Origin of the sequence: Pseudomonas sp. NPDC089734, from assembly GCF_044748865.1 — a bacterium.
In the GTDB taxonomy this organism is placed as follows: Bacteria; Pseudomonadota; Gammaproteobacteria; order Pseudomonadales; family Pseudomonadaceae; genus Aquipseudomonas.
The window spans coordinates 1-21,042 of sequence record NZ_JBIVGV010000006.1; the positions used below are offsets into that span (position 1 = coordinate 1).

Sequence of the window (21,042 nt, forward strand, 5' to 3'; positions counted from 1 at the left end):
CAGTCCGGCGAATCCAGGGCAATCACCGGCACGTCCAGCGACGGCAGACCGGCCAGCAGCGCCTGCTGGGTCAGCACCGCCACGGGCGCGCTGTCGCTCAACAGGTAGGCAATGCGCTCATCCGGGTGCGCCGGGTCCACCGGCACGTAGCCCACACCGGCCTTGAGCACCGCCAGCAGGCCGACCAGGGTATCCAGGCTGCGGCGAGCGACCACGGCCACGCGGTCATCCGGGCGCACGCCCAGGCCGATCAGGTGATGGGCCAGCGCATTGGCCTGGCGATTCAGCTCGCGGTAGCTCAGGCGCTGGTCGCCCACTTGCGCGGCAATGGCATCAGGCTGCGCAAGTGCCTGACGCTCGATGCGCTGGTGGATCGTCAGCACGGTTTCCTGATCGAGGTGATAGTCATTGAAGCGTTCCAGCAGCCGCGTGCGCTCCTCGACGGGCAGGATGTCCACACGCTCGACCGGTGTCTGCGGTGCCTGCTCCAGTGCTTCCAGCAAGTGCTCCATGGCACGGTTCAGGTAGGCACAGATATGCAGCGGGTCAAGGCCCGAGGTGGTTTGCGCGGTAAAACTGAAGGCTTCGCCCAGATCGTCGACGCTCACCACCAGCGGGTAGTTGCTGCGCTCCCGCGCATGCAGGACTTCGATGCCCTGCCAGGTTTCGCCGCCCGTCTGCGGCGCGCTGTGGCGGTAATTGAGCAAGGCATTGAACAAGGGCGTGGGTGCCGCAACACCGCTGCATCGCTGGGCCAGAGCCAGCGGCGCATGTTCATGACGCATCAGCGTGGTCAGGCGTTGGTGGGTTGCGCGGACGGCACTGCGCACGTCCTGTGCGTCCACATCCAGACGCAACGGCAAGGTGTTGATGAAGATGCCCAGCGCCCGCTCGGTGGCCTCGGCTCCCAGCAGACGCCCCATCAGCACCGTACCGAATACCACACGCTGGCGTCCGGTCAGGCCGGCCAGAACCCGTGCCCATCCCAGGTGGAACAGGCTGGCCACACTGATCCCGAGCGTGCGCGCCTGGCTGCGCAGACGCCGGCACAGCTCCAGGTCCAGCGTCAGGGTGTATTCCTCGATGTCGTCGCCGTCACCGCTGAGGTCTTGCAGATCATAGGCCAGGGTCGGTTCATCGACGTCGCCCAGCATCTCGCGGAAGAACGCCTCGTGCTCCTGCTCGCTGACACCCAGCAGGGCCTGCCCCACGTAGTTGCGAAACGGCACCGGGGTGCCCAGCAGACCGGCCTGGCCACTCAGGCAGGCCTGTATTTCATGACGTACCACTTCCAGGGCGCTGTGGTCCATGGCGATGTGGTGGAATTGCAGGGTTGCCCTTACCCCCTGCTGACTCTCGGTTTCGTCGAAGACCAGACGAATCAGCGGTGCCTGGCCGAGGTCCATGATGGCCTGGGCGCTTTCAGACAATGCGCCGACCTTGAGTCCGGCATGCCGCCAGACGACCTGAACCGGGGTTTCAACCCCTTCCCAGTGAACCGAAGTACGCAGGATGTCATGCCGTGCGATCACGGTTTGCAACGCCACGGCAAAGGCGTCCAGACGCTCGCGGTCGGCAAAGGCAAACTGCACGTGCATCACATAGGGATCGCCATGGCTGGCCGTGACATGGTGATAGAGAATGCCCTGCTGCAGGGGGGCCAGCGGATAGATGTCCTGCACATTGGCTGCGCCGCCGGGAACATGGGCGACCAGACGGTCGATGGCGTCCTGATCCAGCGATACCAGCGTCAGCATTTCGGGAGTGATTCGTGTGCAGCCCGAAGGAATGCCGTTTTCCGGCAACGTCGGGGCGCCACGCTTGCTGCTCAGGCACTCGCCCTGCTCGATCAGCTCGATCAATGCCGGCTTGTGCTCGCGCAGATGCTCCACCAGGCCTTTGTCGGTCAGTGCGCGGCGGTTGCCCTGCACCACCAGCTGCCCGTCCTTGACCGACAGGTTGATGTCATTGGCCTTCAGTGTCGCCAAGAGTTCGTTGATGCTCACAGGATAATCTCCATGCTCTCTGTGATGGCTGCATAGCCGGCCAGCGTAGGTTGTTCGAACAGCGCCCGGACATCGGCTTCGATGCCTTCCTGGCGCAGTCGGGCGGTCAGGCTGACCGCCAGGAGCGAATGACCGCCCAGTTCAAAGAAGTTGTCGTGCCGCCCTACCCGCTCGACACCGAGCAGCTCGGCCCAGAGCTGTGCCAGCAGTTCCTCCATCTCACCCTCAGGCGCTTCGTAGGGACGTGTCAGCACCGCGTCGGCACCCGGCGCTGGCAACGACTTGTGGTCCACCTTGCCGTTGGGGCTCAGGGGGAAGGCGTCGATGTGTACATACAGGGCCGGGACCATGTAGTCCGGCAACTGCGCCCGCAACGCTTCGCGCAGCGTCTCGACCGGCAGCAAGGTACCGGTGTAGTAAGCCACCAGCCTCTGGCCGCCCGGCTGCTCGTCGCGCGCCAGCACCACGGCCTGATGGATACCCGGATAACGGGCCAGGCATGCCTGGATCTCGCCCAGTTCGATCCGCAAGCCATGGAGCTTGACCTGATCGTCGTTGCGCCCCAGGAACTCCAGGTTGCCGTCCGCGTGCTGACACACCAGGTCACCGCTGCGGTACAGGCGGTCACCGGCCACGAACGGGCTGTCGATGAAGCGTTCAGCCTGCGCCTCCGGCAGGTTCCGGTACCCTCGGGTGACACCTGCGCCACCGATGTGCAACTGACCGATCACACCCAGCGGCACCGGCTGATCGTGTTCGTCCAGCACGTACAGACGGGTGTTGCAGATAGGACGCCCGATCGGCAATACGGTCTGCGGCACCGGCGCCTCCGGCTCCAGGGTCCAGACGCTGCAATCCACGGTGGCTTCGGTCGGGCCGTAGACGTTGTGCAGGCGTACCCCCGGCAGGCGCTGGCGCACGCGCTCGGCCAGGGCCATGGTCAATTCGCCACCACCGCAGAAGACATCGGTCAGGCTGGTGCACTGACTGCTTTCTTCCAGATCGAGGAACTGTTGCAGCAAGGCCGGTACGAACTGCACCACACTGACCTGCTGCTCGCGGATCACGTGCATCAGGTAAGCCGGATCGCGGTGCCCGTCAGGACGGGCCAGCACCAGCGGCAGGCCCGCGCACAGTGGCCAGAACAGCTCCCACACCGAAGCGTCGAAGCTGATCGGTGTCTTGTGCAACAACGCACCCTGTGCTGTCGGCGGGCACAGACTGGAACTCCAGTGGATCAGGTTGCCGACGCTACGGTGCTCGACCATCACACCTTTGGGCTGCCCGGTAGAACCGGAGGTGTAGATCACATAAGCCAGGTGATCCGGCGTCAGGCCGTCGATGCGTGGATTTTCGGCGCTCTGCAGGTTCCAGGCGTGGTCGTCGAGGTCTACACGCGGTGTGCGTTCCTCATTGAGCAGCGTGCGGGTCGCGGCCTGGACCAGTACCGCGACAGGTGCGCTGTCCTCGAGCATGTAGTGGATACGCTCGCGAGGGTAGCCCGGGTCCAGCGGCACATAGGCACCGCCCGCCTTGAGGATGGCCAGCAGGCCGATCACCATGGATGCACCGCGTTCGACGCAGATCGCCACTCGATCATCGGGTTTTACCCCCATGCCGATCAGGTGATGAGCCAGACGGTTGGCCTGCTCGTTGAGGGCCTGATAGCTCAGTTGTACGCCTTCGGCACGCAGCGCCACGGCCTGGGGCATACGGGCGACCTGTGCCTCGAACAGCCCATGAAGCGTGTGCTCCAGGTCGTAGTCCTTCGCCGTTTCGTTGAAGTTGACCAGCAACTGCTGGCGCTCGTCGTCATCCAGTACCGGCAGGTGTTGCAACGACAGGCCGGACGAAGATTCCAGAGCCTCGACCAGCCCGCTCAAGGTCTGCTGCACGTAACGGCAGATTCTCCGGGCGCCGACCTGAGGCGTCACCGTCACGGACAGGCGCAGTTGCTCGCCCAGATCGTCGACGTTCAGGCTCAAGGGATAGTTGGTGTTTTTCTCGCTGGCGAGAATCTCCAGACCACGCCATGCATCACGTTGCGCATCCTGACGGGCCTGCCCGGCGCTGTGGCGGAAATTGAGGATGGCGCTGAACAGCGGCAGAGGCGCGGCAACACCGCTCCAGCGCTGCGCCTGGGCCAGAGAGGCATGTTCGTGGCCGAGCAGTGCCGCAAGCCGTGCATGGGTGGTGCGCGCCCCTTCCCGCACGTCGATGTCAGTCAGATCGACCCGCAGCGGCAGGGTATTGATGAACATGCCCATGCCACGGTCCGCACCTTCCCCGCCCTGCAGACGGCCGATCAGCACCGTGCCGAACACCACCCGGTCCTTGCCGGTGGTCGCGGCCAGCACCCGGCCCCAGGCCAGATGGAACAGGCTGGCAACGCTGACACCCAGTTGCCGGGCCTGGCTGCGCAGACGCAGTACCAGGTCGTCGGGCAAGACCTGTTGGGCCTCTTCGATGCCCTGTCCATCGCCCTGAACGTCATGCAGGCCGAATGGCAGGGTCGGTTCGTCGATATCGCCCAGTTGCTCGCGGAAGTAGGCTTCGTGCTCCGCCTCACTGACACCCAGACATGCCTGGGCCACGTAATTGCGATAAGGCACGGAAGGTTGTGCTGGCTCCGCTTCACCCCGCAGGTGGGCAAGGATTTCCTCACGCATCACTTCCAGGGCCGTGGCATCCACCACAATGTGATGGAATTGCAGCGTGGCCTGCAGGCGCGGGCTGGCAGGCTCCCGGCTGTAGATCAGGCGGATCAGCGGTGCCTGGCTGAGGTCGATACGTGCCGAACGGGCTTCGGCCTCGATCTGCGCAAGCGACACCTCTTCAAGAGGCAGTTCGGCATGACGCCAGACCACCTGCTGCGGGACTTCCAGGCCATCCCAGACCACGGCGGTACGCAGGCTGTCATGACGTGCAATGACCTTGCGCAGGCCTTCGGCAATCGTGTGCAGACGCTCCAGACTGTCGAAGGTCATGCGCAATTGCAGCAGGTAGGGGTCGCCCTGATCCGCCGTCAGGTAGTGATAGAGAATCCCTTCCTGCAAGGGGGCCAGCGGGTAGATTTCCTGCACATTGGCAGCACCGCCGGGGACCGTGTCGACAATCCGGTCAATGGCGGACTGCTCCAGTTGCGACAGGCTCAACATGTCCGGCGTGATCCGCGTGCAGCCTGCCGGTACGAGGTTGGCCGGCACCGCGATTTCGCGCCCCGTGCCGACGGAGGCCGCCAAAGCCGCCACGGTCGGTTGCCCCAGAAGTACCCGCACGTCGGCGCTCAGACCGGCGTTGCGCATGCGCTCCACCAGGCTGACGGCCAGCAGGGAATGACCGCCCAGTTCAAAGAAATTGTCATGCCGCCCGACCCGGTCGACACCCAGCACCTGTGCCCAGAGTCCGGCGATGGTGGTTTCCGTTTCGCCTTGCGGCGCTTCATAGGCCTGACGGGCCAGATCTTCCTGGGCCGGGTCCGGCAGTGCACGGCGATCGAGCTTGCCATGGCTGGTCAGTGGCAGGGTTTCCAGGCGGATGAAAGCCAGCGGCACCATATAGCCCGGCAAACGTGCCGTCAGAGCCTCGCGCAGTGCATCCACCAGCACCGCAGCGCTCTCGGTGAACCACGCCAACAGGCGTTCGCCACGCACCAGCACCACCGCATCCTTCACGCCGGCCTGAGCCGCAAGGGCCGCCTCGATCTCGCCCAACTCGATGCGCATGCCGCGGATCTTGACCTGATCGTCGTTGCGACCCAGGTAATCCAGGGTGCCGTCGGCATTCCAGCGTACAAGGTCGCCGCTACGGTACATGCGCGCCTGCGCCTGGCCACTGAACGGATCGGTGACGAAACGTTCACGGGTCAGGTCCGCCTGATTCAGGTAACCCCGGGCAACACCCGAGCCGCCGATGTACAGCTCACCGCTGACACCCACCGGCACAGGCTGCAACTGCTCATCCAGCACATAGATATGGGTGTTGGAGATTGGCCCGCCGATGTGCAGCGACCCGCCGACCTGAACCTGCCCCGAGGTCGCGACCACGGTGGTTTCGGTCGGGCCATAGTTATTGATCACGGCAAAGCCCGGATCACGGTCGAACTGACGCAGGCGGTCACCACCGATCAACAAGGTGCGCAAGGTCGGGTGCTGGCGCGACCGCCGGAACGCCTGCTCGGCCACCGGCGTGGGCAGGAAACTGACCTGAAGCGGCTGCTCCAGCCACCAGTCGAGCAGTTCATCCACATGCTCGTTGCCTACATTGGCCGGCGGCAGATGCAAGACCGCGCCCACACAGAGCGCAGGCCAGACTTCCCAGACCATGGCATCGAAGCCGAAACCGGCCACGCTGGCGGTGTGGCTGCCTGCATGCAGATCGAACGCCTGGCAATGCCAGTGCACCAGATTGTTCAGGGTGCGGTGTTCGACCATCACCCCCTTGGGTTGCCCGGTGGAGCCGGAGGTGTAGATCACATAGGCCAGATGCTCGTCGTTCAGGCCCGGCACCTGCGGATTGCTGTCGGCTTCCTGATGCCAGGCGGCCTGATTCAGGTTCACCTGGGGCACGTCCCCGACCAGTGCCTGGGTCGCATCATCGACCAGCACCACACGCGGTGCGCTGTCCAGCAGCAGATAGGTGATCCGCTCGCCCGGATAGGCAGGGTCCACCGGCACATAGGCCGCACCGGCCTTGAGTACCGCCAGCAGGCCGACCAGACGGTCCGGGCTGCGGCTCAGGCACAAGGCGACACGCTCGTCCGGCTGCACGCCCAGGCCGATCAGGTGATGAGCCAGTCGGTTGGCGCGGCGGTTGAGTTCGGCATAGGTCAGGACCTGAGCGCCCTGGACAACGGCCTGGGCTTCGGGTCTGAGAGCGGCCTGGGCCTCGACCATCGCATGTACGGTCTGCCCCTGCGGAAAGGCTTGTGCGCTGGCATTGAAATCGACCAGCAACTGGCGGCGCTCGTCCTCCTTGAGGATCGACACACCGGTCAGGGGCACGGGAGCGGCCTTTTCCAGAGCCTGAATCAGTTGCGCCAGCGTGTGCTGCATCCAGCCCACCACGCGCCCGGCACCGATACCCTCCAGCGCCAGCACGTGCAGGTCAAAAGCGTCGCCCATGTCGTCAACGCTCAGCGTCAGGGGGTAGTTGCTGCGTACGTCGCCACCCAGCACCCGTACGCCCTGCCACGCGCCTTCACCGTCGAGCGGTTTTACATTGGCGCTGTGGCGGTAGTTGAGCAAGGCACTGAACAGCGGAGAACCCGCCGCAACGCCGCTGCACCCTTGCGCCAGCACCAGCGAAGCATGCTCGTGGGCCAGCAGGGCCGACAGGCGCGAATGCACGCTCTTCACGGCTTCGCCTGCGTCGGTCCCCGTATCGACCCGCAATGGCAAGGTGTTGATGAACACGCCAAGCGCCCGGTCGGCCCCCTCGCCGCTCTGCATGCGGCCCAGTAGCACGGTGCCGAAGACCACGTCACGACGGTTGGCAAGCACACTCAACACCCGCGCCCAGGCCAGGTGCATCAGGCTGGCCGCACTCACGCCCTGCTGACGGGCCTGCTCACGCAAGCGCAGGGCCAGGTCCTTGTCGAGTGTCAGGCGGGCTTCTTCGATACCGCTGCCATCGGTCCTGACATCCTGAAGACCGAAAGGCAGGGTCGGCTCGTCAATGTCTCCCAGCATCTCACTGAAAAACGCCTTGTGCCGGGCATCGTCCCCCATCCGCACACGGGCCACATAGTTGCGGTAAGGCACCGGCGCTTCCAGATCGGCCTGCTGACCGAACAACAGCGCCTGCATTTCAGCGCTGACCACCTCCATGGCCGCGTTATCCAGCACCAGATGGTGAAACAGCAGGATCGCCACGACCTGACGATTGTCCGGGTCATCGGCATGCACCAGACGCATGAGCGGTGCCTGGGACAGTTCCAGCCGATGATGGCGGGCATCGAATTGCCGATGCAGGCGCTCAATGACCGAGATCTGCGGATCATGAGCCTCGAAACTGACCGGCTGCACGGTCAGCCTGGCCTTGCGCCAGACCACTTGTTGCGGTTTTTCCAGCCCTTCCCAGACCACGGAAGTGCGCAGGATGTCGTGACGGTCAATGACCTGTTGAAGCGCATCGGCCCAGGCTTGCAGGCGCGCCAGGCTGTCGAAGGCCAGACGCCATTGCAGCAGATACGGATCGCCCTGGGTGGCCGTCAGGTGGTGATAGAGAATGCCTTCCTGCAACGGTGCCAGCGGGTAGATTTCCTGGACGTTGGCGGCACCGCCCGGCACGGTGGCGACAATGCGGTCGATGGACGACTGGTCCAGATCGGTCAGGCTCAGCAATGCCGGGGTGATCTGCGTGCAACCCTCAGGTACGCGATTGGCAGGTACCGTCACGTCCTGAGCGTTGCCTTTGCAGGCGGCCAGAGCGGCCACGGTCGGTTGACCGAGCAGTACATGCACATCGGCCTGAAGCCCGGCCTTGCGCAGGCGGTCCACCAGGTTGATGGCCAGCAACGAATGGCCGCCCAGCTCGAAGAAGTTGTCGTGGCGGCCTACCCGCTCCACGCCCAGGACTTGCGCCCAGATGGCGGCCATGGCGATTTCCACCTCGCCCTGTGGCGGCTCGTAAGCCTGCCCGAGCAGCGCCGCCGGATCAGGGTCCGGCAGCGCACGGCGGTCGAGCTTGCCGTTCGGGGTCAGCGGCAAGGCCGTCAGGTACGTAAAGGCACGGGGCACCATGTACCCCGGCAAACAGGCCCTCAGGGCCTGACGCAATGCTTCGGAGTCTACGGCATCGCTTTCGGTGAACCAGGCCAGCAATTGTTCATCGCGCACCAGTACCACGGCCTCTTTCACGCCGGGCTGGCTGGCCAGCACCGATTCGATCTCGCCCAGTTCGATGCGGATACCGCGGATCTTCACCTGATCGTCGTTGCGTCCCAGGTAATCCAGGGTGCCGTCGGTGTTCCAGCGCACCAGGTCACCACTGCGGTACATCCGAGCCTGCGGAGCCGGGCTGAACGGGTCGGCAACAAAGCGCTCCTCGGTCAGTTCGGGACGGTTCAGATAACCACGGGCGACACCTACGCCACCGATGTACAACTCACCGGTCACGCCCACCGGCACCGGTTGCAGGTGCTCATCGAGCACGTAGGTCAGGGTGTTGGCAATCGGGCCGCCGATGTGCAAAGTGCCGTCGACCAGCACCCGGCCCGAGGTCGCGACCACGGTGGTTTCGGTAGGGCCATAGTTGTTGATCACGGCAAAGCCCGGATCACGGTTGAACTGGCGCAGGCGGTCACCGCCGATCAGCAGAGTCCGCAGGGTTGGATGAACGTCGTCCTGGCTGAACGCGTATTCGGCCACCGGCGTGGGCAGGAAGCTGACATCCAGCGGCTGGGAACGCCACCAGGTCAGCAAGGCGTCAATGTCTTCCCCGCCCTCCAGGACCGGCGCCAGATGCAGGGTCGCACCGGAACACAGGGCCGGCCAGACTTCCCATGCCATGGCATCGAACCCGAAACCGGCCAGGCATGACGCATGCCCTCCTTCGCCCAGTGAGAACGCCTCACAGTGCCAGGTCACCAGGTTGGCAAGCATCCGGTGCTCCACCATGACCCCTTTCGGCTCACCGGTGGAGCCCGAGGTGTAAATCACGTAGACCAGATTGTCGCTGCTCAGGCCTGAAACCTGTGGATTGGCAGGGGCACCGTACTTCCGGTCGCAATGATCCAGCTCAATCACGGGCTGGGACAGCGACGGCAAGCGCTCGATCAGAGCGGACTGGCTCAGCACCACCACCGGCTTGCTGTCACCCAGCAGATAGGCCAGTCGCTCACGCGGGTGCGCCGGATCGACCGGTACATAGGCGGCACCGGCCTTGAGAATGGCCAGCAGCCCCACCAGTGTTTCCAGCCCTCGGCGGGACACGATCGCCACCCGGTCGTCCGGGCGCACGCCCAGTTCGATCAGGCGCAACGCCAGGCCATTGGCGCTGTGGTTGAGTTGCGCGTACGTCAGGCGTTGCCCCTGATGTATCGCGGCCACGGCGTCCGGGCGAACCAGAGCCTGATGTTCGATACGCTGGTGGATCAGTTGCCCGCCGTCGAAAACGGCCTCCGTGCTGTTCCACTGGCTCAATTCTCGGCGTTCGACGGGAGTCAGCAGGTCAAAGTCAGCGACGTGCAGGTCGGGGTTTTCAAGACCCTGCTCCAGCACCTGCAACAGACGCTCGGTAATGGCCTCGACTTCGACGCCCTCGAACCAGGCGCGGTGATAGACCATGTGCAGGCAGGCGGTGTCGTTGTAACGGTTGGTACGCATGTGGATGGCCAGCGGGGTCGCTTCATAGCCATTCGAGACCTTCACCGTCTGTGCCTGAGCCTCACCGTAACCGTAGTCATGGTCTTCCTGTTCGTAGGAAACCGAAACCTCGAACAATTGAGGCCGCTCTTCCCGCGAGACGCCCAGCGAACGGTTCAGCTCGCTCAAGGGGAAACGTTGATGGCGGAAATCCCGCTTGAGCGAATCCCGCACCTCACCGATCAGCGCCTCGAAAGTCAGCCCCCGGGAAAAGTCCATCCGCACTGCGCTGACCTGGGCGAAGTGGCCCAGCGTAGCCTTGAAACGTGCGCCGATACGGTTGAGCAACGGCAGACCGACCACCCAGTCGTCGCGTTGGGCGGTACGAGAGAAGTAGACATGCAAGGCCGCCAGCAACACATGAAACGCCGATGATCCCGAACGCTCGGCCAATTGCTTCATGCGCGTGTGCAGCGTCGCCGGAAAGCTCTGGACCCAGATGTGGGACGGAGCCGGGTCGGTGATCCGGCGATTGTGATAACGGGACACCAGCAGCGGTTCCGGCAAGTCACGATATTTTTCCAGCCAGTAGGCCTTGTCCCGCTCGTAACGGGGCGAGTCGTGATAACGCGCATCGTCTTCGATGAACTCGCTGTAGGACGGGACTTCGGCCTCAATGCTCTCACCACGGACCAGCGCCGTGTAATGCTCGCCCAACGCCTTGAGCATCTGCCCGAAAGCCCAGCCATCCATGATCAGGTGATGAGCCATGCAGATCATTCTGTGATGATCGGCGGCCAGACGAATCAGGCAAAAACTGAAGAGAGGACTGCCCTCCAGTGCATAAGGACGCTGCATGTACTCAAGAATCAACTCATCGGCAGCGCCTTCCGGGTCGGGGCGGTCGCTCAGGTCATGCACCGGCATCGGTACTGGCATCGATGCTGCATATGTTTGCAGAGGCAAGCCGTCAGCTCCGGCTCCCGGCAGCAATACGGTGCGTAATCCATCATGGGCTGCTACCAATTGTTCCAGGGCACGCTGCAGCAGAGTCGGGTCCATCGGGCCGGTGAGTTTCAGGTAGCCGCCAATGTTATAGAGCGGCGAATCCCCGCGGCTGATCTGGTCAAGCCAGATATCACGCTGGGCAGCGGTTAGGGGGAAGACGTCAGCGGCTGACATGGGTCCAGGTCCTTCTTGGCAGTTAAGCCGCGGATTCAAACATTGCCCCGGTAACCTGTATGTCCCCTGAAACCCGGACAATTCCCTGCGGCCCTCCCCTGTAAACACGCTTCGCCCCCGGCCCTGCTGGCTCCGACCTTTCCATTCAAGTCGCTGGCTAAACGCCACCGTCCGGTTGCGTGGCACTCTTGTCCCTGTTTTCCGCTACAGACGTAGGACAAAGCCCTGAGGTTGAATAGCTGATACCCTTACTGCGACTTTCGCTTGCCAATAACCAACAAAGGACTCGGCCACGGGACAACCCTTAGTACGGTCAGAATCAAGGAAGATAAACACATGAAGCTGAAGTACAGCCTCGATCCACGCTTCTACGTGCAGTTGGGCCACCTGATCTCCAGCACGGGCAGCGCTGACTTTGCCGGACAGATGCTGCAACTCATCAACGGACTGATGCCGATCCACGGTCTGGACCTGAGCGAATGGACCCTGGACATGAGCCGGGCCAGCGTCAGCCGGATAGACCGCCTCGGCACGGCCGGCCAGCCACATGACTCGGCTGCGGCGAACGACCTGCGCCATCCGCTGCTGCCCAGCATCATGCAAATGGAAGCCCCGCTGCTGATCCAGCTCAAGGCCTCCCTGAGCAAACAGAACCCACAGGACAGCGCTCACCAGTGCAATCTGGTTTCAAGCAGCGGCGAACGTCGCTGGGTCATCTGTTTCTATCGTCTGCCAGGGGTAAAAGCCTTCTCGCTGGCCGAACTGTCCATGCTTAAAAGCCTGTCCGATACCTTGTTGCCTCTGGTCGAGCATCATGCGCAGCTCATGGCCCTGCCCACGCCCCCAGGGAGTGGCGCAATACAGGACGAACTCGACACGGGCTCCTTGCATCAGGCATTCAGCGGGCGCCTGGCACAGGACGCCATCACCCTTTCGGCACGGGAACAGGAGGTCTGCCTGGGCCTGTTGACTGGCGGCACCGTGCCGGAAATGGCGCAACGCCTGAAGGTCAAGAACAGCTCGGTGGAGACCTACCTCAAGCGTGCGACCGCAAAACTGGGGATCAGCGGGCGGCATGGTCTGGCCCGCTGGATGGCCGGGGCGTGACGGCTCAGGCGTCGCCTTCGGCCAGCAGACGAAGATCCACCACACGAGAAAGATAACGCAGCGCCTTGAACCGGCGCTCATAGTGATCTTCGTTGCCATAGATAAGCTCGACATACAGGCTGTCGATGATTGCCATGTAGCTTTCCGTCAGGATGCCACTGGCCCTGGGGGAAACCTGAGGGGATGACCTGGCAAGGGCAGCCTGAAAGGCATGGCGGATACTGGCCAGATAACTCTCGAACCCGCTCATCACCGGCTGCCTCAGGGTCTGCGGCGGATAGAACGCCGCTCGAAGCAGGAACCGCAAGGCGTTGCTGGTGGTGTAGCGCGTCTTCAGGTTGGCTAGGTATTCCTGGCCGGCCGTTGTGGATTTCTCGCCTGCGAACTGTGCCTCGACGTAGTGATGCTCGGCTTCCAGTGCCAGCACCAGAACCACGCCAAACAACTCGTCCTTGCCCTTGAAGTGGGCATAAAGCGAAGCCTTCCGGATACCTGCCCCGATGGCGATATCGTTCAGCGATGCCGCGTCGTAGCCGTGTTCGGCAAACTGCTCCAGCGCAATCAGGGCAACGCGCTCGGCTGCCGGGCTGAGGGAAAGGTTATCCGGGGTTGTCGCTGTCATCAGTGCCCTGCCAGTTGAAACGATGCGTGGGGATTATTATGCAGACTGAGCCGGGTCAGACCGAGAACGACCAGTGCGCAGAGCGTCAACAGCGCAGCCCATGCCGTCGGCCCCTGAACCAGAACCAGTGCCGAAACGGGTGTGGCACTCGAAGACACTGAAAGTTGAATGGCCCCCAGAAGTGCCGCCGTGGAACCCAGGGATGTCTTTTGCGATGACATCACCAGCGACATGAGCGTGGACTCGGCAATCCCCAGACCAAACAGGGCGACGGCCATGCCCAGAGCAATCCCCGTCAGGCCAACGCCGCTCAGGACCGCCCCCAGCGCAATGACCGCACCTGCCGCCATGCAGCCAACCCCGATCAGACTCAACCGGCTCAGCCCCATACGACCTGCCAGCCTGCCTGCTGTCATCGCCCCCAGCAGCACGGCGATCCCGGTCGCGCCGAACAGGATACCAAAGGCTTGCGGAGCCAACTCGTAAATCTCTTGATAGACAAAGGTCGCGCCACCAATGTAGGCAAACAGAAAGAAAAACACTGCGGCCACGGCCAGTGTGGGCCTGAGGAAACACGGATCCCGGGCAATCGAAAGGTACGTGCGACAGACTGAACGGAAGCACAGGGGTTCACGCTTCTGTGCCGGGAGTGTTTCCGGCAGGTTCAGCCAGCTGTTGCACAGCACCGCCACGCCACATGCGGCCAGCGTCAACATCACGGCACGCCAGCCGGACCAGGCATCTATAACCCCTCCCAGGGCCGGTGCCAGAATGGGGGCAATACCCTCGATGGTCATCAACAGCGCGAACAATCGGGTGGCCGTGACCCCATGGCTGACGTCACGCACCATGCTCATGATCACCACCAGCGTCAAGGCACTGCCCAGGCCCTGGGCAAAACGAAAGGCAATGAGGGTTTCAAGGGTCGGGGCTGCGGCAGCACCCAGTGAGCACAGCACGAACAGCAATAACCCGGCGAGCAGAGGCTTGCGCCGACCATACGCATCGACCACCGGGCCAAAGAGTAATTGCCCCGCCCCCATTGCCAGCAGGAAAAAGGTCAGGGTCAGCTGAACACGGGTAAAGCTGGCCTCGAAGTCCCTGGCGATCTCGGGGAGGCTGGACAAATACATGTCGACGGCCGAAGGCCCCAGAGCACCAATGACACCCAGCCCGATGGCCAGCTTGAGAGGAATGCGATCCGACGTTGAAGGTTCCATAAGTATCTCGATCTAGCTACCTACCGGTCGGTAGGTTTGCGATAAAGCCTAATGACTCGAACCCCCTACGTCAACTCAGGTAGACTCGCCCCTTTTTGGGGCAGAGCTGATACATGCACATCAAGAGCGAACGGGCCGCCACGGCATGCGGATTAGCCGCCATCCTCTTGTGGAGCACCGCTGCGGGTCTGATCAGAAGTGTCAGCGAACATTTTGGCCCGCTCGGTGGAGCCGCCCTGATCTACAGCCTGGGCTCGATATTGTTGGTGACGCTGCTGGGACGGCCACGTCTGCGCTCGACCCCCAGGCTTTATCTTGTGCTGGGAAACGCGCTGTTCGTTGCTTATGAAGTCTGCCTGTCGCTCTCGCTGGGCTTCGCCCTCGACAGCACCCAGGCGATCCAGCTGGGCGTGGTGAATTACATGTGGCCCTGCCTCACCGTCCTGCTCGCCATTGTGATGAATGGCCAGCGAGCACGCTGGATCATCGTGCCCGGCACCGCCCTGGCGTTGGCCGGGCTCGTATGGGTCGTGAGCACCAACGGGGTTTCCCTGCCCGGCATCGTGGCCAACGTCGAGTCCAACCCGCTGAGCTACAGCCTCGCGCTGGGCTGCGCCATCACTTTTGCGCTGTACTGCAATGTCACCCGCCGCTATGCAAGCGGCAAGAATCTGGTCACCGTGTTTTTCATCCTGACGGCCGCCGTGCTGTGGCTCAAATATGGCTTGAGCACGGAAACACTCCCGCCCTTCAGGCTGAGGAGCAGCCTGGAATTGCTCGCGGCAGGCATCGCCATGGCAGGCGGCTACGCCTTGTGGAACATCGGGGTTTTGAAGGGAAATCTGACACTGATGGCTACAGCGTCCTACGCCGGGCCTGTGCTGTCGTCAGCCTTTGCCGCAGTCTGGCTGGGCGCCACATTGACGGCCCAGTTCTGGCAAGGCGCCCTTCTCGTCACGACAGGCTCGCTGCTCTGCTGGTACGCGACCCGCCCCACTGCAAACAAGGAATGAGCCACAACGGGCAAGACGACAATCAAGCCCCCTTGCCCTTCACCACCTTGTCAGTGTCAGCAGGTGGCTCGATGCCCCAGTCGCCGTGCAGGTACCAGTCCTCACCGAACATCTCCGCCGGGTGCATCGTACGATCAGAACCGTTGCCACAAGCCAGAGCGTGGGCTGCGCAATACTGATCACAGCCCCAGCAGATACGCTCGGGGTGTCTGGGGTTCAGAGGAAAGGGTTTGGCCATGGCATCGTTCCCCAGCCTGCAGATGGGAGGGATCTTCACATTACATGACAAAGAGAGCGGCCCCTTGACCGGGATCAAGAGCGAACCACTCTCAGGCCGGTCACGCATCAGCCAATGGGGTATCAAACTTTTGCAGGAAAGGTCTGCCTTACAGCAAGAACACGTCTTGCTTATTAACTCCGTTAAAGATGAAAGAGGCTTTTGACACCCCTTTCACTTTAATTTGACTTCTGCCCCGATAACGTTATGTCCATGGCCTTTTCATGGGCACTTGGGGCTGTGCCCGTGTAGAAAAAACATTTCCGGCGCATGCCTATGAGGTATTACCGGACAGGCCAAAACTACCGGAGTGATCGGAAATATCCAGCCAGCTGCCACGGGTTTTAAACCATAAGAATCGAGAGTTCCGTCATGCGCATACTGGTTATCGAAGACCACAAAGACATTCTCGCCAATATCACCGAGTACTTTACCCTTAAAGGGCATGAAGTCACCGGTGCGCTGGACGGACTGACAGGCTTCCATCATGCCGTCACCGGCCATTTTGACGCGATCATTCTGGATCTCATGCTGCCTGGCATGGACGGGATTCTTGTGTGTAAAACCCTGAGAGAAAACACCCGGCACCAGGTCCCCATTCTGATGTTGACCGCTCGTGATGCGCTGGATGATCGCATCACCGGCTTCAATGTGGGGGCCGATGACTACATCGTCAAACCCTTTGCATTGTCCGAACTGCTGGCCCGCGCTGAATCCATTTCACGGCGTTTTACCGGCATGAAACAACGCATGTTGAAAATACATGACCTGACGTATGACCTGGACACACTGGAAGTCAGACGAGCAGGCAAGTTGCTCAAACTGAACCCCCACAGCATGACACTTCTTGAACTGCTCATGCGCAAAAGCCCGGCGGTAGTAAAGCGTCAGGAATTCGAGCAGGCCATCTGGGACGGCAATACACCTGAATCGGACAGTTTAAGGACCAACATTTATATGCTTCGCAAGATCATCGATAAATCCTTCGATGTCCCCTTGCTGCATACGGTTCATGGCATGGGTTACAAGTTGCAGGGGCCAAGAGCGCTATTGCCCGGTCCCACGCCTGAGAAACGTCAGCACTGACAGACATTAAAACCCGCAAACCTCCGAAAAAACATCATTTGACGCCCTTCTGAAGCCCCCTAGACTTATCAATCAAGTCGCTCGACCATTTTCAAGAAACAGAGACAACCATAAAACCATCCATTATTGATTCATCGCTGGGCATGCTGTTTTGTTATTCCTTTCGTTCTTCAGGAAAACAAATTCCAGAAACGAAGGAAATGACAATGAAGCGCGTGCTTGTGGTCTATTTCTCACAAACGGGCCAATTGAAACAGGTGGTAGATGCCTTCATTCGCCCCGTTCTTGAGAGTGTGCACGTTCGGGTAGACATTGAAAGACTCGACCCGCTCATTCCTTATCCGTTTCCCTGGCCATTCATACGGTTTTTCGATCAGTTTCCGGAAACCGTCCATTTGTGCCCGACGCCTCTGCACCCCTTCGGGTTCGATATCGATACGAAGTATGACCTTATCGTCCTTGCCTACACCGTCTGGTTTCTCTCTCCCAGCCCACCGGTCACCGCCTTTTTGAAGTCCCGGGAAGGACAGATCATCTTGAGAGGTACCGCCGTCATCACCCTGATCGCCTGTCGAAACATGTGGTTGCAGGCGCAGGAGCAAGTCAGGCACCTGCTGCTTCAGGCCGATGCCCGCCTTCTGGACAATGTGGTCATCACCGACAGGGGAAGCACACTTAAAACACTGGTCACGACACCTCGCTGGATGTTGACGGGCAAACGAGAAGCCTTCTGGAGAATCTTTCCGCGGGCCGGTCTGAGAGACGAGGACATCGCCGACATGCAACGGTTCGGCAAGGCATTGCTTCCCGCCCTGCTACGAGGCGATACAGAAAGGAATCACCCCCTGCTGGAAGGCCTGAAAGCCGTATATGTCGACCCACGATTGATCGGCAGCGAGAAACTGGCCCGACGATCGTTTCTGATCTGGGGAACGTTATTTCAACAAGCAGGACCTCAAGGACATCCCCTCAGGAAACTGACAGCCCTGTCATATGGCATTTTCATGCTCTTGATGGTGGTCACGGTCATTCCTGTCATGATCGGCTTCAGGTCACTGATAAAACCCATGCGCCAGCCCGCACTCGAGAAGCAATGCCGCTACTTTGAAGCGCCTTCCGGCTCCAGCGACTTTCGCATGAAGGAGCGGTCATGAACGCATCTGTCTACATCAACCGTGTGGCCACCTTTCTGCCTGGCGCCCCTGTCTCGAATGATGAGATGGAGGGAATTCTGGGCCTGGTAGACGGAAAAAAATCACGCATCCGGGAAAAGATACTGCACAGCAATGGCATCCAGAACCGTCACTATGTGATCGACCGCGCGACAGGGCTACCCACCCTTAACAACGCACAACTGACAGCCGAGGCCGTACGCAATCTCTCGCTTGAAGAAGCCACATCACGACCACTGGAACTGCTGTGCTGTGGAACCAGCACCCCAGACCAGATATTGCCGAGCCATGCGTCCATGGTGCATGGCGAACTGGGTAACCCACCCTGCGAAGTGGCCTCTTTCAGTGGCGTTTGTCTGTCCGGGCTGTCGTCCATGAAATACGGCTATACGTCCATCCTCTCCGGCCTTGTGCATCGGGCTGTTGCCACCGGCTCCGAACTGAGTTCCACGTTCATGCAGGGGAAACACTTCCAGGAAGAGTCCGAGTCCGCCATTCTCGAACTGGACGCCCGTCCGGAAATCGCCTTTGAAAAGGACTTTCTGCGCTGGATGCTATCGGACGGGGCCGGGGCCGTTCTGTTGAGCGACCACCCTGATCCACAGGGCATATCATTGCGCATCGACTGGATCGAGATGATGTCCTATGCGAATCTGCTTCCGGTCTGCATGTATGCAGGCGCAATAAAAAATGAAGAGGGAACTCTCACAGGATGGCGGGAGTTCGACTCATATAAAGCACTGGGAGAGCAGTCGGTATTCTCCATCAAGCAGGATGTGAAACTGCTCAATGAACACGTGGTGAATATCACGGTCGCCCGGGGTCTTCAGGACATTCTGAAAAAACGGGCTCTAACACCAGACGAAGTCACCTGGTTTCTGCCTCATTACTCCTCGAACTTCTTTCGCAAGAGAATCTATGCCTCCTTGCAATCGGTGAACTTCGAGATTCCCGAAGCGCGCTGGTTTACAAACCTGGAGCGCATCGGAAACATTGGCGCGGCCTCCCTTTACTTCATGTTGTCGGACCTTATCAACAGCCATCGACTGGACCGTGGAGACGTCATTCTCTGCTTTGTCCCCGAAAGCGGACGATTCTCGACAGGGTTTGCAAAAATGACCGCTGTTTGAATGGGCCAGTGAGCGCACAGACAAGGAGATGACATGAACAAGCCCCCTTCCACAGCAACGGGAGAACAGACCGATATCTCCGGTATACCGCTATTGAATATGATCACCGGCGCCTGGACAGCCCAACTGATCCATGCAGCCCTACAGCTGGGTGTGATCGACGCCCTGCACGGCGGCATTCGCAGCAAGAGCGATCTGGCCATCGCACTCGGTACAAAAGAAGAGAAACTGTATCGTTTGCTGGGTGCGCTCGAAGCCCTGGGACTTGCCACCGGGTGCGCCGAAAATGCGCTCGAACTGACCGAGACGGGCCACTTGTTGCGATCCGACAGGGTCGATTCACTGCGGCCGCTGGCTCTCCTTTTTGCTCAGGACTGGCATGTCAGCACCTGGGAGCATCTGGCTGACGGACTGACCCTGAATGAACCGGCATTCGATCATTTCATGGGGATGCCGTTATTTGAATATCTCCAGAACTCCCCGAATGACAGGGTTCTGTTCGACCAGGCGATGGACAGCCTCTCCACACTCTGGGGGCCGACGCTCGCCGGGCATCTGGACCTTTCCCGGGCGACCTCCGTTATCGATGTCGGGGGCGGGAGAGGTTTGTTTCTGGCTGAAATTCTGCTGCGGCACCCTCAATTGAAAGGCTGCCTCTTCGACCTGCCCGAAGCCATCGAACAAGCCCGAAAGGCCCCCAGCCTGCAAAATGCCATATCCCAGGACCGCTGCGAGTTTGCTGAAGGCTCATTTTTCACCGGATTTCCCGCCCAGGCCGATGCCCATGTCATGAAATTCATCCTGCACGACTGGGGCGACGAAGAGGCCCTGAAGATTCTTGAAAACAGTCGGCAGGCACTGGAAAAGGGCGGCGAGCTTTTTATCGTCGATCAAGTCATCGATCCGACGCGAGAGTCCCCCCTCACCCGCCTCAGCGATATTGAAATGCTGCTTTTTGGCAGCGGGAAGGAACGTACGGCTGAGGAGTTCACCCGACTGCTCGAACGTGCCGGTTTCATGCTGGAGGCCATCTGTGAGACCGCCACGCCCTTTTCAATCATCCAGGCAACACCGGCCCCGGCAGGCCCGTCAACAGAAACGATCGGAAGACAAGGAGTGCTCACGGGCTGAACAACCCTTCTCAATCGGCACATTAAAAACGCAAAAAAAAACGCCACTCGTTTGAGTGGCGTTTTTCTGTATTTGGAGCGGGAAACGAGACTCGAACTCGCGACCCCGACCTTGGCAAGGTCGTGCTCTACCAACTGAGCTATTCCCGCTTGGTGATGGCCGCCATTCTATACGGTATCTTTTATTCGTCAAGCCCTTGATTCAAAAAAGTTATTTCTTTTCGGCAGTGGTCTTCAAATGAGGCCATGCGGCTTTCAGGTATTGCACCATTGACCACAGCGTCAGCCCTGCCGCGATCAGCAACAATGCATAGCCGATGACGACCCAGAATGTGACGGCAGGCGGGTTGGCCAGAAGGATAACCAGTGCCAGCATCTGGGCGGCCGTTTTCCATTTGCCCATGTTGGACACCGCAACCTGCGCACGGGCGCCGATTTCAGCCATCCATTCGCGCAGCGCCGAAATGACGATTTCGCGACCGATGATCACGGCAGCCGGCAGTGTCAGCCACAGGTTGGCATGCGTCTGTACCAGCAGCACCAGCGCCACGGCCACCATCAGCTTGTCCGCCACCGGATCGAGAAAGGCACCGAACGGCGTGCTTTGCTCAAGACGGCGGGCCAGATAACCATCGAGCCAGTCTGTCGCAGCGGCAAACGCAAAGACGGTACTGGCCGCCATGTAGCTCCAGTCATACGGCAAATAGAACAACAGGATGAAGATTGGAATCAGTACAACGCGCAGAACGGTAATCAGATTAGGGATATTCATCGGCACAACTGGCTACGAG

General features: G+C 60.8%; 12 protein-coding genes and 1 tRNA gene. 6 read left to right on the forward strand and 7 right to left on the reverse strand.

Annotation, left to right across the window (positions count from 1 at the left end; translation table 11 throughout):
- Window positions 1-2,006: condensation domain-containing protein (locus ACIPY9_RS09500; RefSeq protein WP_400699866.1), on the reverse strand; the 2,006-nt coding region annotated here is incomplete at its 3' end.
- The gene (locus ACIPY9_RS09505) at window positions 2,003-11,494 is read right to left on the reverse strand and encodes an amino acid adenylation domain-containing protein (RefSeq protein ID WP_400699867.1); all 9,492 of its coding nucleotides are present in this window, start codon (window positions 11,492-11,494) and stop codon (window positions 2,003-2,005) included. The genes ACIPY9_RS09500 and ACIPY9_RS09505, both read right to left, overlap by 4 nt.
- 336 nt (window positions 11,495-11,830) lie before the next feature.
- On the opposite strand from ACIPY9_RS09505, the gene ACIPY9_RS09510 reads away from it, so the two are divergent.
- Entirely contained in the window at window positions 11,831-12,601 is a 771-nt protein-coding gene (locus ACIPY9_RS09510) for a helix-turn-helix transcriptional regulator (RefSeq protein ID WP_400699868.1), read from the forward strand.
- A gap of 4 nt (window positions 12,602-12,605) precedes the next feature.
- Here the strand turns inward: ACIPY9_RS09510 and ACIPY9_RS09515 are convergent, their stop codons facing one another.
- Window positions 12,606-13,223, reverse strand: coding sequence for a TetR/AcrR family transcriptional regulator (locus ACIPY9_RS09515; protein WP_400699869.1), 618 nt, complete (start codon window positions 13,221-13,223; stop codon window positions 12,606-12,608).
- Window positions 13,223-14,443 carry a multidrug effflux MFS transporter gene (locus tag ACIPY9_RS09520; RefSeq protein WP_400699870.1) on the reverse strand — a complete coding sequence of 407 codons (1,221 nt, stop codon included), beginning with the start codon at window positions 14,441-14,443 and terminating at the stop codon, window positions 13,223-13,225. Before ACIPY9_RS09520 ends, ACIPY9_RS09515 begins: the two co-directional genes overlap by 1 nt.
- 113 nt (window positions 14,444-14,556) lie before the next feature.
- Here ACIPY9_RS09520 and yddG point away from each other — a divergent pair, with 113 nt between their 5' ends.
- Window positions 14,557-15,456 (forward strand): aromatic amino acid DMT transporter YddG, encoded by a 900-nt coding sequence (gene yddG / locus ACIPY9_RS09525; protein ID WP_400699873.1) that lies wholly within the window; start codon window positions 14,557-14,559, stop codon window positions 15,454-15,456.
- A 22-nt stretch (window positions 15,457-15,478) separates the two neighbouring features.
- Here yddG and ACIPY9_RS09530 read toward each other — a convergent pair whose 3' ends face one another.
- A complete protein-coding gene (locus tag ACIPY9_RS09530) occupies window positions 15,479-15,694 on the reverse strand; it encodes a DUF3079 domain-containing protein (protein WP_400699876.1) in 216 nt (71 codons plus the stop codon).
- A gap of 411 nt (window positions 15,695-16,105) precedes the next feature.
- On the opposite strand from ACIPY9_RS09530, the gene ACIPY9_RS09535 reads away from it, so the two are divergent.
- The 4 genes from ACIPY9_RS09535 (at window position 16,106) to ACIPY9_RS09550 (ending at window position 20,252) form a co-directional block, all read left to right on the forward strand.
- Window positions 16,106-16,819: a response regulator transcription factor gene (locus ACIPY9_RS09535; protein ID WP_400699878.1), complete on the forward strand. Its 714-nt coding sequence runs from the start codon at window positions 16,106-16,108 to the stop codon at window positions 16,817-16,819.
- 143 nt (window positions 16,820-16,962) lie between these two features.
- Window positions 16,963-17,973 (forward strand): dialkylrecorsinol condensing enzyme, encoded by a 1,011-nt coding sequence (locus tag ACIPY9_RS09540; RefSeq protein WP_400699881.1) that lies wholly within the window; start codon window positions 16,963-16,965, stop codon window positions 17,971-17,973.
- The gene (locus tag ACIPY9_RS09545) at window positions 17,970-19,121 is read left to right on the forward strand and encodes a beta-ketoacyl-ACP synthase III (protein ID WP_400699883.1); all 1,152 of its coding nucleotides are present in this window, start codon (window positions 17,970-17,972) and stop codon (window positions 19,119-19,121) included. The genes ACIPY9_RS09540 and ACIPY9_RS09545 overlap by 4 nt, the downstream gene beginning before the upstream one ends.
- A gap of 153 nt (window positions 19,122-19,274) precedes the next feature.
- Window positions 19,275-20,252 carry a methyltransferase gene (locus ACIPY9_RS09550; protein WP_400699886.1) on the forward strand — a complete coding sequence of 326 codons (978 nt, stop codon included), beginning with the start codon at window positions 19,275-19,277 and terminating at the stop codon, window positions 20,250-20,252.
- 73 nt (window positions 20,253-20,325) lie between these two features.
- Here the strand turns inward: ACIPY9_RS09550 and ACIPY9_RS09555 are convergent.
- Together ACIPY9_RS09555 and pgsA are read right to left on the reverse strand one after the other, a co-directional pair.
- A tRNA-Gly gene (locus tag ACIPY9_RS09555) sits at window positions 20,326-20,401 on the reverse strand.
- A 61-nt stretch (window positions 20,402-20,462) separates the two neighbouring features.
- Window positions 20,463-21,023 (reverse strand): CDP-diacylglycerol--glycerol-3-phosphate 3-phosphatidyltransferase, encoded by a 561-nt coding sequence (pgsA, locus tag ACIPY9_RS09560; protein ID WP_400699888.1) that lies wholly within the window; start codon window positions 21,021-21,023, stop codon window positions 20,463-20,465.
- Window positions 21,024-21,042: the final 19 nt, after the last annotated feature.